Raw genomic sequence first — 14692 nt, 5'->3', positions numbered from 1 at the left:
CTAAACCACAGCGCCTCTCGCCTTAGACTGGCTCCATGGCCACACTCCCCCACGCAACGTTCACCGCAGAGTCAGCCGTCGAACTGGCGGTCCTGGAACGCAGTGGATTCATTGAATCCAGGCACGTGGGATCGGCGGTGGTAATGGCAGCCGATGGCAACATTGTTGTTGAGCTAGGCGACATCGCAGCTCCCGTCTACGCGCGTTCGGCACTGAAACCCTTCCAGGCCCTGGCGGCCATGCAATCGGGCGTCCCACTCCGGGGCGCCCAGGTTGCGTTGGCTTGCGGAAGCCACGTGGGCTCGCTGGACCATATGGACGTTGTCTCGGGAATGCTGAGCGCTGCTGGAGTTACCGAGAACCACCTGCAGTGTCCCGCTGGCTGGCCCCAGGACGAGACGGCCCGCGCTTGGCTGATCCGCTCCGAGAAGGGCAAGTCCAGAATCGCCTTCAACTGCTCCGGAAAGCACGCCGCCTTCCTTTGGGCGTGCACTGAAAACGGGTGGGACGTGGCCAGCTACCTTGAACCGCACCACCCACTCCAGCGGCGGGTCCGCGAGGTAATCGAGGAATACACTGGCGAACCTATCGCCCACATGGGCATAGACGGTTGCGGTGCCCCCGTCGCTGCAGTGTCCCTCACTGGTCTGGCCCGGGCTTTCTCAACGCTTGCCAAGGCCCCCGGCGACAAACATTCCAATGCTCGCGCCGCCACCATAGCAACGTCCATGCTGGACTATCCGTGGGCTGTGCAGGGGTTGGGTGAAGCCAACACGGTGGTCATGGAACAGCTGGGAATCCTCGCCAAAATCGGCGCAGAAGGCGTTGTGGCCATGGCTACAGAGCAGGGCGTGTCAGTAGCCGTTAAGATCCTGGACGGCAATCTGCGGGCTGCGACGCTGGTGGGACTGACGCTGCTGGCCGCCGTGGACGCAGCGAATCCGACGTCCGTGTCCACAGTCCTGGACCAGGTAGTGGAGCCAGTCCTCGGTGGTGGGCGGCCCGTGGGGCGGATCCGCCTGGGTCAGTCGGTATCCGCACTGTTGGAAAGGGAGCAGTGATCATGGCTGTAGCTCGACGTCGGATCGACGTCGCAGAGGGATCCGCCGCCGTGGCGTCGTGGGTTTCTGCCGTCCAAGCTGGCGGAGTGGCCCCGCGTCCACTGACCGCCACGGCCGTCAGATACTCCCTTGAGGAAGTCACCGCGCGTGCCCCCGGGAACTCCGTGGAAGTGCGGGTTCCACCGTTTGGCGTGACGCAGTGCGTGGCGGGACCACGACACACCCGGGGTACCCCGCCCAACGTTATCGAGTGCGAGGCCGCTACCTGGCTGAGCCTTGTCACAGGGACCCTGAGCTGGTCCGAGGCCGTCAGCGAAGGGCGCGTTTCCGCCTCGGGGCTGCGTGCAGACCTGTCAGGACTGTTGCCCCTACTGTGAGGTTCAGTGTGTGTTGGAGGCATCCAGCGCCGCAGGGTGCGGGACAGCGCTGCGCAGCCTGGTGGACCATGCAATCACCAGGGCCAGGACAAACGCCACCACCGCAACAAGAACAGACATGACAGCCACCTGCCCGTATCCGTCGATCCGTGGATCCAGGAACGGGTAGGGGTACCAATCCACGATCGGTCCGCGGATCAGGCTGTAGGCCAGGTACAGGACAGGGAATACCAGGAGAATAAGGGATTCCCGGACCGAAATCCGCCGCTGCGGAAGATCCACCAGCCAGTCAATCACCAGCACGGTAGGCATTGTGTAGTGCAGCACCACATTCACCCAGGGCACAGCCGTATCCACCTGGATGTTGCTGAGCAAGAGGCTGTAGATGATCCCCGTGATGGCCATGTACATGGTGGCGCCGCCGCGCAGGAGCTCCAGCCAGCGCGGACTCCGTCCATGCCACGCGAACCAGCCCGCAACGGCAAACGCAACAGTAGCAATGATGTTGGACTCGATGGTGAAAAAGCTGAAGAAGTTGCCCGGCTTGTAATCCTCGATGTTTGCCACGTTGTAGGCGAACTGGCTGGCGATTGCCGCCAGGCAGAGCGCCGCAAAAAAGAAACGAAAGAGCGCGAGTCCCCGGTTGGCTGTCATGAGTTGATCGTAAGCCACCTGGCGGAGGCTGACCACTAGGGTTGAGCCATGAATCTTCCCACGCCGGACAATATTACGGCCGTGCTCCTCGCCGCAGGTTCGGGCACCCGGCTGGGGCTCGGCCCGAAGGCGCTGCTGCCATTTCGTGGCAGCAGCCTGGTCGAGGAACTCGCCGAGGTCCTTGCCAAGGGTGGCTGCGCCAGCGTGGTGGTGGTAGCAGGATCTGGCGCGGAACAGATCGAAGCCCTGCCGGGGCTCATCGGCCACACAGTGGTGCGCAACGCGCAATGGAAGACAGGAATGGGAAGTTCGCTGAAGCTGGGGATCTCGGCGGCACCACCTGGCCATCACATCATGGTGGCACTTGTTGACCAGCCAGGGCTCACAGCCCAGGCAGTCACGAGACTGATCGGATGCCACACGTCAGCGAGGATCACGGCCGCAGGGTACCTTGACGCGGCCGGCAGCCTACGCCGCGGCCATCCGCTCATTCTGGACGCCGCCTACCGGGAAGCCGCGGCAGCAGGCGCCGGTGGCGACTCTGGAGCCCGCCTGTTCCTCCGAGCCCGGCCGGATGTCGTCGACCTCGTGGACTGCAGCGACCTCTGCAGCGGCGCCGACATCGATACTCCAGCAGATCTTCACCTGCTGGAGTCCCAACAGTGGAGTCCTACCAGCGGGGATGGATCGATTCGCGGAAGTAGTGATCGTAGATCCAGCGCACACCCTCAGTGAAGTTCTCCGGGAGGCTGACCGCCGCGGCTGCCGCATTGCCCTTTACCTGCTCAACCGAGCGAGCCCCAGGTATGACGCTGCTGACGCCCTCCTGGGCGATGATCCATGCAATCGCCGCCTGTGCCGGGGTGACGCCCTCGGGCACAAGCCCGTTGAATTCGGCAGCGGCTTTCAGGCCCAGGGCGAAGTCGACTCCGGAGAACGTCTCTCCGACATCAAATGCCGATCCTGAGCGGTTGTAGTTGCGGTGGTCGCTTTCCGCGAAGACAGTGTCCTTGGTGTATTTTCCGGACAACAGGCCTGATGCAAGCGGTACACGGGCAATGATGCCTACCCCGGCCGCCTTGGCTGCAGGGAGTACCTCGTCCAGTGGCTTGAGCCGGAAGGCATTCAGGATGATCTGCACCGAGGCCGTGCCAGGCCTCCTGATGGCTTCCAGGGCCTCATCGGCGCGCTCCACGCTAACGCCATAGTTGGCGATTGAGCCCTCGGAAACAAGAGTGTCCAGGGCGTCGTAGACCTCATTGGAGCTGTAAACGGGCGTGGGCGGGCAGTGCAGCTGAACCAGGTCGAGGTGGTCGACACCAAGGTTGGTCCGTGAGCGGTCCACCCATTGGCGGAAGTTTGCCAGGGTGTAGTTCTCCGGCTCTTGATCCACGCGACGGCCCATTTTCGTCGCTACCGTGAGGGCGCTGTTGGGGTTGGCCCGCCGGAAGGAACCGATGGCCTGTTCGCTCTTTCCATCACCGTAGACGTCTGCAGTGTCGAAGAATGTCACGCCAGCCTCTGCGGCGGCGGTAAGTACCCGCTGCGCATCGCCGGGGTCAACATTGCCCCAGTCTCCGCCGAGTTGCCACGTGCCCAGGCCAACAACAGAAATGTCCCGGCCGGTCCTGCCCAAAGTGCGTTGTTCCATCGTTCGACTATAGGGCACCATACGGGCCACTTAATCCGGCGTTGACCGTCCGTGAAGGCCAAGACGGAACCCACCCCAGAAAGCGAGAGTGACGACTCCTACAATGAGTACTACCAGGCCAGCCCGGGCCTGTGGGCCCACAATTCGCAGCCCACTGTCAGGGGAAAAAGCTGTGTCTGAGAGCGGAGCGTAGGCAAACCAGCCAAAGCTTACGGTTTCCGTTGCCATCAAAAACCCCCCGATCCCTATCGCTATCAGCGCAACTGCTGGAACCAGGAACAGCAGGGCCCGCACGCGACGCCGCGGCTGGGCCCCAGGCTCCGGCCTGGCACCCGGATCTGGCGTGGATCTGTCATCCCCCGAGATACTCATGGGAACAGGATAATGCGCCTGCAACCCAAGGTGGCACAGCTACGACCTGAGAACTCAGTAGACTTATTTCCGGCGGTACGAACACCAGCATGGCTGGTCAGCGCGCCGCACGCCATCAGACCCGGAAGGTACCCGTCATGTCGCTTCACCAGCCCGAGCCAGTCGAGATCTCCACCCGCATGCGCGAGGGCGAATGGACCGAGGACACCCTCGCCGACCTGGTGAACCATTACCAGGAGGAAATGCGCTCCATGGGTGCTCCGATGGAAGACACCACCACCGACATCGAAAAAAACGACGACGGGTCGGTCATGGTTGCCGTCCGTTGGACGAAGTCAACGCAGGGCTGAACATTGCCGCCAGGGAACTGGAGTGCGGGCACCGCGGGGCCGATAGCTACCGGCTACGGGGCGACGCCCCAGGCATGCCAGCCGTCCTGCTGAGATCCCTGATCAGCCCTGTTCCGGCGATCTCCCGCATTTTCGCGAGCCCAGCGATCGCTGCCCGCTTTGTGGGGAAGATCACTGAACTTCCCACCTCTTTGCCCTTGGCATCGAGCATCCTGAAACGGTACCCGCCAGCAGGTTCGTCCATGACTTCAAAGTGACCTGACATTTAACAACCACTCCCTTGTTGCCACCACACTGTGGTGTGAGCACCCTATCCCTAAACAGTAAGCCTACTTACTTATAAGGTCCAATACGGCACCTGAGTGAGTGCGCAGCGGGTTGCAATCCAGGGCAGGGTCCTAGGACCCTGCTTCCTGGAGCTTGAGGGCACTGGTTACCAGGGCAAAGTGGCTAAATGCCTGTGGGGTGTTGCCCAGGTGGCGCTGACCCTTGACATCCCACTCCTCACTCAGCAGTCCGACATCGTTGCGGAGGGACAGCAATCGCTCGAACAGCTTCGTTGCTTCATCCTTGCGGCCCACACCTACCAGTGCATCCACCATCCAGAACGAACATGCCAGGAAGACGCCCTCCTCCCCCGCGAGGCCATCCAGGCATTGCGTGGGACGGTAGCGCAGCACAAAACCGTCTTCCGTGAGCTCTTTCTGGATGGCATCCACGGTACCCACCACGCGCGGATCATCGGCGGGCAGGAACCCTACCCGGGGAATCAGCAGAAGGCTGGCGTCCAGGTCCGGCCGCCCATAGGACTGGACAAAGGTGTTGCGCTCCCTGTCAAATCCATGTGCCATGACGTCCGCCCGGATTCTCTCACGCAAGGCAGTCCAGCGCTCGAGGGGTCCGGGAAGGTTCCAGTCCTCGATTCCCTTGACCATCCGGTCAGCTGCAACCCAGGCCATCACTTTGGAGTGTGTGAAGTGCCGCTGCGGACCGCGCATCTCCCACAACCCGTTGTCAGGCATGTCCCAGACACTCTCCAGGTGAGTCATCAGGCTGGTCTGGATATCCCAGGAATCGTCGCTGTGGGTGAGCAGTGAGGTTCTGGTGAGTGCAAGGCATTCCAGCACCTCGCCCCAGACGTCAAGCTGGAGCTGACCGGCGGCACCGTTGCCAATTCGCACAGGAGTCGAATTCTCGTAGCCCTTGAGCCACGGCAGTTCCATTTCCGGGAGCCTGCGTTCGCCATGCAGACCGTACATGATCTGCAGGTCCGCAGGATCTCCCGCCACTGCCCGCAGCAGCCATTCCCGCCAAGCTGCAGCCTCGTCCGTGTACCCCACGGCCAGCAGCGCTTCCAGGGTCAAGGTTGCATCACGCAGCCAGCAATACCTGTAATCCCAGTTCCGCGACCCGCCCAGCTCCTCCGGAAGGGACGTTGTCACTGCTGCAACAATCCCGCCAGTAGGGGCATAGGTGAGTGCCTTGAGGGTAATGAGGGAGCGTTGGATGGCATCGGCATAGGTCCCGGCTACCGTGCACTGGGAAGCCCAGTCCTGCCAGAACCCAACCGTCTCCTCAAGGACAGATTCCGCATTGACACTCTCCGGCCTTGGTTCATGGCTGGGAGCCCAGGTCAAGACAAAAGGCACCCGCTGGCCTGCAGAAATGGTGAAGTCGCTGACTGTGTGCATGTTTTCGCCATGCAGGGGGGCCGGCGTGGCAAGGTACACCGCATCCGGGCCAGCCACAGCATGGATTCCCTGGTTGTCGCGCCGCACCCAGGGAATAATGTGCCCGTAGTCGAAGCGGAGCACCAGCTCACCATGCATCCGAACCGTTCCACTCACGCCTTCAACAATGCGGACAATGTCAGCTTTGTCATCGCGCGGTGGCATGAAATCGGTGACCCGGACAGTTCCCTCGGGCGTCACCCATTCAGTCTCCAGGACAAGCGTGTGCTCGATATATCGACGATTGGTACAGATGCCACCGCCAGCGGGTGCCAACAGCCAGCGACCGGCGTCAGGCGTGTCCAACAGCGAGTTGAAACACGACGGCGAGTCGAACCGCGGCAGGCACATCCAGTCGATAGAACCCTCGGTGCTGACCAGCGCCGCTGTATGAAGGTCGCCGACAACGGCATAATCCTCGATATTCGCCATGTTTCCTAGGGTGCCACATTCTCCGCTGGGCCCTTGCCAGCTTGCGGGGCAGGCTTCGCCCCACGCTGTGGCAGAGTGGGATGATGCAGAAGGCACCCCAGGACCTGTCAGCACAGGAGGCCCCCGTCAGCGGAAGCCCCCTGTTTCATCTGGCCCACAAGATTTCCCGAAAGTTTAATGATGTCCGGCTACGACAGGTCAAGCAGTGGGGATTTGTTCCCCAGACCATCCCGTACCAGGGCTACGGCACCACAGAATGGGTCCGGGTCCTGGGCCGCGTGCTGCTTACCAGCAAACCGCTTCCGGGAGCTCGGACGGACCGGGCCAAGCTGAGCAGGGCGCAAAACGTTCGCGGCTGGCGATCCTTTACCAGCGTGCCCCTGCAGTACGTTGACGTAGAGATCGAAATAGGCGACACAGTGACCCACGTCCGGGCGGACCGCGGTGGCCTGGTGGACACGGTGATCGCTGTCCACCTGCCACCGGGCGCCAACACAGCCGTGCTTCGGGCCGAGGGCACCGAGCCTGTTGAGGCACGGATCCAGATCATTTCTGCTGAGGAGAAGTTCGGGATCGTCTCGGACATAGACGACACCGTCATGGTCACAGCCCTTCCCCGCCCCTTCTTGGCACTGTGGAACACGTTCGTCCTGAACGAGCGCGCCCGTACCCCCACGCCGGGTATGGCCGTCCTCCTAGACCGGCTGGCGAAACAGCACCCTGACGCGCCGATCATCTATCTCTCCACCGGACCCTGGAACGCCGCACCCACGCTCGCCCGCTTCCTGGCTCGCAACATGTATCCGACAGGGGCACTGCTACTCACCGACTGGGGGCTCACCCAGGACAGATGGTTCCGTAGCGGGCAGCAGCACAAGAACACAAACCTAGATCGCCTGGCCACCGAGTTCCCCGAGACACGATGGCTGCTGATCGGCGACAGCGGGCAGCACGACGAGGAAATCTACTCACGGTTTGCGTCAGCGCATCCCAATAACGTGGCGGCCATTGCCATCCGACAGCTCTCTCCGGGCGAAGCAGTGCTGGCCGGTGCGCACGCTGCGCACGGGAACAAGAGCAACGCCGATGTTCCCTGGCTCTACTCTCCCGACGGAGCAGGACTCGCCGAACAACTGCAGAAGCGGGGACTCGTCTAGGCGAAATATCCAGGGACCAGCCCCCAACTCTCCACGCGTTCCGATCAGCCCTCCGTAGGGACCAGGCGCTCGGGTGGCACGCTACGCCAGCTGTGTTCTGGGGCGTAGCCCAGGAGTCTTTTGGCTTTGTCAATGGAGAGCAGGGTCTCGTGCTCACCGAGGTCCTTAACGACCCTGACATCAGGGAATACCTCCGCAGCAAGGTCCCTACTGGGCTTGTTCATCACCGAGTCCTCACCAGCGATAATGAAAGCCTCAAAACCCGGGACAGACCTCTCCAAGGCCTTCGCAACCGCCTGGGCACCATCACGGCCATCAATGTAACCCCAAAGATTCCACTTACGCAGCGTTGCATCATCCTGAAAATCAGCAAAACCCTCATAATCCTCCGGATCCATCACATTGGAAAACCGCAAGGCCGTGATACTCAAGGCCGGATCCCACCGGACCAACTCCCTGGCCATGGTCTCCTCAAGATGCTTCACCAGAGAGTACGTACTCTCTGGCCGCGCCGGATACTCCTCATCCACCGGAATATAGGGCGGATCAACATCAAACGGCAGCCCCAGCACCGTCTCGCTCGAAGCATAAACAACGTTCTTGACCCCAGCCCTGCGCGCAGCCTGAAACACGTTATAGGTCGACAGGATATTGTTCTCAAACGTCGCAGCATCAGCCATGATCCCCGGCGCAGGGATCGCACCCAGATGCACCACAGCATCAAAACCACCATGCCTGTCATCCAAGCCCAACATCACATCCACCACCTGCCCATAATCACGCAGATCCACCTGGGTAAAACCAGGACCACGCACCCCGGCACGGTCCAGGCCCGTCACCTGATGCCCATCCTCACGCAACCGACGCACAACACTACGACCCAGCTTCCCACTCGCCCCGGTAACAGCAATACGCACTTTTCCTCCTGGCATTTCATCTGTCCCCGGGCGGGACAGTGCAGGCAACGCTACCCCTGACGGCGCGGAAGGAAAAGATCATCCCGGATGTCTTGGCAGGTGAGCGTGGAGACCCTTGCTTCTGGGGCTCGCGTGCAGAGTGCACCTGGCAGGGAACACAGCATGCTTAGTATTCGTTGTGCAGTGCGGGAGTCCACTAAGCCATGGACCCCTTGAAGGAACGCACTAACGAAAGGAACCGCCACCATGGCATTCATTACCGTTGGAACTGAGAACAGCACAGACATCGAGCTCTACTACGAGGATCACGGTGCTGGCCAGCCTGTGGTGCTGATCCACGGTTACCCCTTGGACGGCTCGTCCTGGGAGAAGCAGACCACAGCACTTCTTGGTGCCGGTTACCGCGTCATCACCTACGATCGGCGTGGCTTCGGCAAATCGAGCAAGCCTACTGACGGTTACGATTACGACACCTTCGCCGCCGACCTCAACACCGTCCTGACCACACTTGACCTCAACGAAGCGGTCCTGGTGGGCTTTTCCATGGGCACCGGTGAGGTGGGCCGCTATCTGGGTACCTACGGTTCCAGCAGGATCGCCAAAGCCGCGTTCCTTGGTTCGCTGGAGCCCTACCTCCTCCAGACGGATGACAATCCTGACGGAGTTCCGCAGTCCGTCTTCGACGGCCTGTACGACGGAGTCGTTGCAGACCGATACGCCTTCTTCACCGAATTCCTCAAGAACTTCTTTAATGCCGATACGTACCTGGGCACCGAGAGGCTGAGCCAGGAAGCTGTTGACGCCAACTGGAGCCTCGCCGTCCAGTCGGGAGCCACAGCCTCCTCAGAAGCACAGCCATCATGGCTCACAGACTTCCGCTCGGATATCCCCAAGATTGATGTCCCTTCGTTGATAGTGCATGGAACAGCGGACAACATCCTCCCTATCGACAACACCGGGCGTCGTTTTGCCAAGGCGCTCCCCAGCGCCGACTACGTAGAGATCGAGGGTGCGCCGCACGGCATGCTCTGGACCCACGCGCCCGAGGTCAACAAGATCCTCCTCGATTTCCTGGCGAAGTAGCCGAACCGCACCTCTAGACAAAAACCAAGGACACCCCCACCAACCTGGTGGGGGTGTCCTTGTCTTTGCGCATTTCGGGAAGAATCCCGACGTCCGCCGTAGCGTGTCCCCGTCAGCCCTATCCGTGAAAGGCGGGCAGGTCAGAGACGGGCAGGTCAGAGACGGGCAGGTCAGGCGCGGCCAGCCCTGGGCGGCAGCGCGAGCTTAAAGACCTTGGCCCAGGAGGAGCCAACCTGCTTCAGGAGAGGCCCAGTGGTGTATTTCAGGCCATAGCGCTGGCAGATTTCGCGCACCTTGGGCGCCACATCGGCGTAACGGTGAGATGGCAGGTCAGGGAACAGGTGGTGCTCAATCTGGTGCGAAAGGTTGCCAGTCATCAGGTGCATGAACTTGGAGCCCGAGATGTTCGCCGAGCCAATCATCTGCCGGACGTACCAGTCCCCACGGGTTTCACCTTCCACCATTTCCTCGGTGAACGTATCCGTTCCCTCCGGGAAGTGGCCGCAGAAAATCACGGCATGGGCCCACACGTTACGGATGGCATTGGCAGTCAGTGTTCCGTAGAGGGCTTGCTTTCCTGACCCGGTCAGCATCGCGACAGCGGGAGTGGCGGCGTAGTCCTTGGCGAACTGCTTGAGTGCCTTCCGGCCCAGGGCCTTGAGGTCCTTGTTCATTGACTCTTTGGATTTGAGGCCTTCCTTGTACTCAGGAATCTCAAGATCGTAGACAGCAATGCCCCATTCGAAGACGGGAGCCAGCAGGGCGTTGTAGAGCGGGTTGCCCAGGTTAAAGGGTTTCCATTCCTGCTCTGGATCCATGCGCAGGAGGTTGTATCCAACGTCGCGGTCCTTACCCACGACATTCGTCCAGCGGTGATGGAGATCGTTATGGGTGTGCTGCCAGGAACGCGACGGCGTCACGAAGTCCCACTCCCAGGTCGTGGAGTGGATGTCCGGATCGCGCATCCAGTCCCACTGGCCGTGGAGGATGTTGTGGCCCAGTTCCATGTTCTCAAGGATCTTGGCCAAGCTCAGCAGGGTGGTGCCGGCAGCCCACGCGGCTTTGTTCTTGCTGACCAGCAGCGCAGCACGGCCCGAGACTTCCAGCCCGCGCTGAATTTTGATCATACGCCGGATATACGCAGCGTCGCTGGCTCCGCGTTGGCCCAGGATGTCATCGCGGATGGCATCAAGCTCGCGGCCCAACTCTGCAACCTGCTCGTCGCTGAGGTGTGCTGCGGCAGGCGGACGAACCGTGGGGCTGCCGGACTCGGCAAGGGCGCCGGGCCTCGTCTTGAGACCGGCGGGTGCCGGCTTGGTCGCTGAATCTACTGACATGCGGTTACTCCTCAGATTTCGAGGTTGACGGGCCCGGCGGCTGCCGAGACACACGTTTGGATAAGTTCGCCGGGCTCGCCATGTACCTCGCCGGTGCGTAGGTCACGGACGCTGCCGGAGAGCAGGGGGGTCAAGCAGCTGTGGCAGATGCCCATGCGGCAACCGCTGGGCATCAGGACGCCTGCGTCCTCACCGACGTCAAGGATGGGGATGTCGCCGTCGGCCTGGACCTCGCGGTCAGAGGCCTCAAACGTTACGAGTCCGCCTTCAGTGCCGTCTCCGCCAATCAGTTTTGTGCTGAAGCGCTCAATGGTGAGGGTTCCCTGCTCGCCACGAACCGCAAGGTCCTCGCCAGAGGTTTCCGCAGCGGCCAGCGCAGCCTGGTTCCACATGGTCTCGGCATCGTCGAGGAAGCTCTCCGGGCCACAGGCATATGCGGCACGCTCCTGCCAGTCGGGGCAGATCTCTTCAACCTCGGCTGTCGACGTGAAATTCATTCGACCCCGGCCCCTGGTAAACCACTGAGCAATGCGGAAGTTGGGGAACTGGTCAGCGAGTTCAGCAAGTTCCTCCCGGAAAATGCTCTCACCTTCCGTGCGGGAAGAATGAATGAGGACCACATCAGCGTCGGGGCGCCGGGGTATCAACGTCCGGATCATCGACATGACGGGAGTGATACCGCTGCCAGCGGTGAGCATCAGCAGGGCCCGGGGATGCTCCGGAAGGACAAAGTCACCCTGCGGCGGCGCAAGGAAAAGGATGTCTCCAGGCTTGGTTTTACGGACGAGGGTTCCAGAAACCGAGCCAACGTCCGTGACAGTGATGGCGGGGTCCTTGCCCGCGGGGGCACTGAGCGAGTAGGAGCGCCACTGCCGTACCCCATTGAGTTCTACGCCGATCCGGGCCCACTGTCCGGCGAGGTGGGCATGCCAGCCGCGGCCAGGTCGGAAGAAGATGGTGGCTGACTGGGCAGTTTCCTGGACCACCCTGGTGACAACACCGCGAAGCTGGCGCGAGGAATACACAGGGTTGAATAACGCCATAACATCTTCTGGCGCAAGCGGGGTGGTCAATACCGAGGCGACGCGGGCCAAGGGTCGGAAACTGATCATAAGGCCAATCTTTGCAGCGGGAGCAGGAATGTATTTACTTTTCGCCAACCGTGTGGCCTGGCGGAAGAAGCAGCCCAAGCCCCCAGGCCGCCTGTACCGGTCAACGACTGGGTGGCAACCTTGGTTCCTGTTGTTGCTACCCCGGCCGCTGGCCCTTGATGATGCTATACAACTCTTTCCTTTAGCTTGACACACTCAGGCGCCACTACCACGTCCAGCCCGAGCGCCGCTGTCTTGAAATGTGGAGATGTTGCCCCGGGCTGTGGCCCTCCTGCGCGAAATACAGGAGAATCTGGGGAGGCGTAACAGAAAGAGGGAATATGACGACTGTGGATTTTTGTGTGGTTGGCGGAGGAATCGTTGGCCTGGCCACGGCATACCAACTGCTCAGCAAGAACCCGGGCGCGTCCCTTGTCCTCTTGGAAGCGGCAAATTCGGTGGCGACCCACCAAACGGGCCACAACAGCGGCGTCATCCATTCAGGCATCTACTACGCCCCGGGAAGCCTCAAAGCCAACTTCAGCAAGGCCGGTGCCCAGCAGACAAAGGATTTCTGCACAACCCATGGCATCCCCTACCGGGAACCGGGAAAGCTCCTGGTTGCCACCACCGCCCTGGAATCCGCCCGATTGGGTGATCTGGAAAAACGTGCAGTGATTCACGAGCTCGCTTGTGAGCGCCTGGACGAGGCGGAGTTGCGCAGTCGCGAACCCAACATCGCTGGAATCGATGCCCTCCTGATCCCCAGTACCGGAATTGTCGATTACACGGCCGTATCCCGAAAATTGGTGGACCTCATTGTGGAGGCCGGCGGCCAGGTCATCACCGGCTCACGGGTCATCCACATCAAGGAGTCGCCCTCAACCGTTGAGGTGGTGACAGCCTCGGAAGCGTTCACGTGCCAGCAGCTAGTGGTGTGTGCAGGCCTTCAGTCTGATCGCCTTGCCGAACTAGCCGGCGTCGATATCGATGTCCAGATCATTCCCTTCCGAGGTGAATATTTCCAGCTGCCGGCAAGTAAATCTGAGTACGTGCGGCACATGATCTATCCCGTTCCGGATCCCACCCTGCCTTTCCTCGGTGTTCACCTGACTCCAACAGTGGACGGAGGCATTACGGTAGGTCCCAGCGCTGTCCTTGGGCTCTCCCGAGAGGGCTACCCGAAGTTTTCCATGAATGCGGCAGATATGGCCCGGTACCTGCGTTTCCCTGGGCTCTGGCATGTGGCCCGCGCCAATATGGGCACGGCCGTGCGCGAGGTCCGCAACTCGCTCTTCAAGTCCAGTTATCTCAGGGAGTGCCAGAAATATGCACCTGGCCTGACCACTGCTGACCTGCTTCCCTACGAGGCGGGAATACGCGCCCAGGCCGTCAAACGCGATGGCATGCTGGTCCACGACTTCCTCCTGGCGCAGACCCCACGCATGGTCCACGTGCTTAACGCACCTTCGCCCGCCGCCACGGCAGCACTGCCCATTGGAGAGCACCTGGCCCAGCAGGTGATGGCGCATTTGGCTGCCTAGCGGTCCCACCGTGCCCTAGGATGCTCGAACGACGCCCCCGTACCCGCCTCCATCGGGGCACATCTCCTCCAGCTACACTGTGACGGTGTCCAGCCACCCCGCCTCACCGCAGCCTCACCCCCATGCAGGGCCGGGCCCCACCTCCGACACTGATTCAGACAAAGAACCAGACACTGACATCGAAGAGGGCGCCCTTCCCTCGCCACCGCAGATGGGCCGCGGCAAAATTGCGCAGCGACTCCTCGCAGGCGGAAGCGAACCCGACCCGCGGTTCACCTTGGCCAATGAGCGGACGTTCCTGGCCTGGATCAGAACGTCCCTGGCGCTGTTGGCTGGTGGCATAGCCGTCGAGGCCTTTACCGCGGACCTTTTCCTGGAACCGGTCAGAAAATCCATTGCCATCCTGCTGCTGTTGATGGGAATGCTGCTCAGCGGAAACTCAGCATTGCGCTGGCTCCAGGTTGAGCGAAGTATGCGCCAGAACAGACCGCTGCCGCTGCCCCTCATGGTCCCGCTGCTGGCCATCGCAGGCGCCCTCGCCGCCGTCGGCATTGTCCTGTCGATCCTTCTGGGCTGACCATGCCACAGCATCATGGCGTGACGCGCGCCCACCAGGACCCAGGGCTCCAGCCTGAACGAACGTCCTTGGCCTGGGGGCGCACCCTGCTTGCCCTGGTCACTGTCAGCTCCCTCTTTCTCCGTTGGGTGCCGTTGCACGGCTGGCTGGTACTTGGCCCCCTAGCCATGTCGATCACGGCGGCAGCCAGCATCTACGCGACGCAGCGTCGGCGGTACCAATCAAATGCGCGGGGAATCTCCGCTGGTCAGTTGACGTCAGATGGGGTGGCTGTGCTGTGGACTGCCGTCGCCGCAGCGGCGCTGGGTGCCATGGGCGTCACAGTGGTCCTGCTCGACTGGTAGCAATGACACGCTGCC

17 protein-coding genes are annotated in these 14692 nt (G+C 61.5%); 9 read left to right on the top strand and 8 right to left on the bottom strand.

The window, feature by feature from the left end; translation table 11 throughout:
• Positions 1-35 precede the first annotated feature (35 nt).
• Together QMG79_RS01340 and QMG79_RS01335 are read left to right on the top strand one after the other, a co-directional pair.
• A complete protein-coding gene (locus QMG79_RS01340; protein WP_283536771.1) occupies positions 36-1061 on the top strand; it encodes an asparaginase in 1026 nt (341 codons plus the stop codon).
• Positions 1062-1063: 2 nt separating this feature from the next.
• Entirely contained in the window at positions 1064-1438 is a 375-nt protein-coding gene (locus QMG79_RS01335; RefSeq protein ID WP_283536770.1) for a sterol carrier family protein, read from the top strand.
• 3 nt (positions 1439-1441) lie between these two features.
• Here QMG79_RS01335 and QMG79_RS01330 read toward each other — a convergent pair whose 3' ends face one another.
• A complete protein-coding gene (locus tag QMG79_RS01330) occupies positions 1442-2092 on the bottom strand; it encodes a Pr6Pr family membrane protein (protein ID WP_283536769.1) in 651 nt (216 codons plus the stop codon).
• Positions 2093-2140: 48 nt separating this feature from the next.
• Between QMG79_RS01330 and nboR the strand changes: the two genes are divergently transcribed.
• Positions 2141-2827 carry a nicotine blue oxidoreductase gene (gene nboR, locus QMG79_RS01325; protein ID WP_283536768.1) on the top strand — a complete coding sequence of 229 codons (687 nt, stop codon included), beginning with the start codon at positions 2141-2143 and terminating at the stop codon, positions 2825-2827.
• Here nboR and QMG79_RS01320 read toward each other — a convergent pair.
• The gene (locus QMG79_RS01320; RefSeq protein ID WP_283536767.1) at positions 2763-3743 is read right to left on the bottom strand and encodes an aldo/keto reductase; all 981 of its coding nucleotides are present in this window, start codon (positions 3741-3743) and stop codon (positions 2763-2765) included. The two genes, nboR and QMG79_RS01320, sit on opposite strands and share 65 nt — an antisense overlap.
• A 30-nt stretch (positions 3744-3773) precedes the next feature.
• Complete coding sequence (locus tag QMG79_RS01315; protein ID WP_283536766.1) at positions 3774-4115, bottom strand: hypothetical protein; 342 nt, start codon at positions 4113-4115, stop codon at positions 3774-3776.
• Positions 4116-4252: 137 nt separating this feature from the next.
• Here QMG79_RS01315 and QMG79_RS01310 point away from each other — a divergent pair, with 137 nt between their 5' ends.
• The gene (locus tag QMG79_RS01310; protein WP_283536765.1) at positions 4253-4465 is read left to right on the top strand and encodes a hypothetical protein; all 213 of its coding nucleotides are present in this window, start codon (positions 4253-4255) and stop codon (positions 4463-4465) included.
• A 46-nt stretch (positions 4466-4511) separates the two neighbouring features.
• On the opposite strand, the gene QMG79_RS01305 is transcribed toward QMG79_RS01310, so the two are convergent.
• Positions 4512-4730, bottom strand: coding sequence for a YegP family protein (locus QMG79_RS01305; protein ID WP_283537375.1), 219 nt, complete (start codon positions 4728-4730; stop codon positions 4512-4514).
• Between the two features lie 133 nt (positions 4731-4863).
• Entirely contained in the window at positions 4864-6627 is a 1764-nt protein-coding gene (locus QMG79_RS01300; RefSeq protein WP_283536764.1) for a glycoside hydrolase family 15 protein, read from the bottom strand.
• Between the two features lie 80 nt (positions 6628-6707).
• Here QMG79_RS01300 and QMG79_RS01295 point away from each other — a divergent pair, with 80 nt between their 5' ends.
• Entirely contained in the window at positions 6708-7784 is a 1077-nt protein-coding gene (locus tag QMG79_RS01295) for an App1 family protein phosphatidate phosphatase (RefSeq protein ID WP_283536763.1), read from the top strand.
• Between the two features lie 44 nt (positions 7785-7828).
• Here the strand turns inward: QMG79_RS01295 and QMG79_RS01290 are convergent, their stop codons facing one another.
• The gene (locus QMG79_RS01290; protein WP_283536762.1) at positions 7829-8701 is read right to left on the bottom strand and encodes an NAD-dependent epimerase/dehydratase family protein; all 873 of its coding nucleotides are present in this window, start codon (positions 8699-8701) and stop codon (positions 7829-7831) included.
• Positions 8702-8947: 246 nt separating this feature from the next.
• Between QMG79_RS01290 and QMG79_RS01285 the strand changes: the two genes are divergently transcribed.
• Complete coding sequence (locus tag QMG79_RS01285; protein ID WP_283536761.1) at positions 8948-9784, top strand: alpha/beta fold hydrolase; 837 nt, start codon at positions 8948-8950, stop codon at positions 9782-9784.
• A gap of 170 nt (positions 9785-9954) precedes the next feature.
• On the opposite strand, the gene QMG79_RS01280 is transcribed toward QMG79_RS01285, so the two are convergent.
• Positions 9955-11121 carry a fatty acid desaturase family protein gene (locus QMG79_RS01280; RefSeq protein ID WP_283536760.1) on the bottom strand — a complete coding sequence of 389 codons (1167 nt, stop codon included), beginning with the start codon at positions 11119-11121 and terminating at the stop codon, positions 9955-9957.
• An 11-nt stretch (positions 11122-11132) separates the two neighbouring features.
• Positions 11133-12233 carry a ferredoxin reductase gene (locus tag QMG79_RS01275; RefSeq protein WP_283536759.1) on the bottom strand — a complete coding sequence of 367 codons (1101 nt, stop codon included), beginning with the start codon at positions 12231-12233 and terminating at the stop codon, positions 11133-11135.
• Between the two features lie 320 nt (positions 12234-12553).
• On the opposite strand from QMG79_RS01275, the gene lhgD reads away from it, so the two are divergent.
• The 3 genes from lhgD (at position 12554) to QMG79_RS01260 (ending at position 14677) form a co-directional block, all read left to right on the top strand.
• Positions 12554-13756, top strand: coding sequence for an L-2-hydroxyglutarate dehydrogenase (lhgD, locus tag QMG79_RS01270; protein ID WP_283536758.1), 1203 nt, complete (start codon positions 12554-12556; stop codon positions 13754-13756).
• 211 nt (positions 13757-13967) lie between these two features.
• Positions 13968-14333, top strand: a complete 366-nt coding sequence (locus QMG79_RS01265) for a YidH family protein (protein ID WP_283537325.1) — start codon at positions 13968-13970, stop codon at positions 14331-14333.
• A 2-nt stretch (positions 14334-14335) separates the two neighbouring features.
• Positions 14336-14677, top strand: coding sequence for a DUF202 domain-containing protein (locus QMG79_RS01260; RefSeq protein WP_283536757.1), 342 nt, complete (start codon positions 14336-14338; stop codon positions 14675-14677).
• The last annotated feature ends 15 nt before the right edge of the window (positions 14678-14692 follow it).

Origin of the sequence: Pseudarthrobacter sp. PS3-L1 (assembly GCF_030063285.1) — a bacterium.
Classification (GTDB): Bacteria; Actinomycetota; Actinomycetes; order Actinomycetales; family Micrococcaceae; genus Arthrobacter.
Note: the sequence above shows the minus strand (reverse complement) of the source record. Positions and strands in the feature narration are given on the sequence as shown.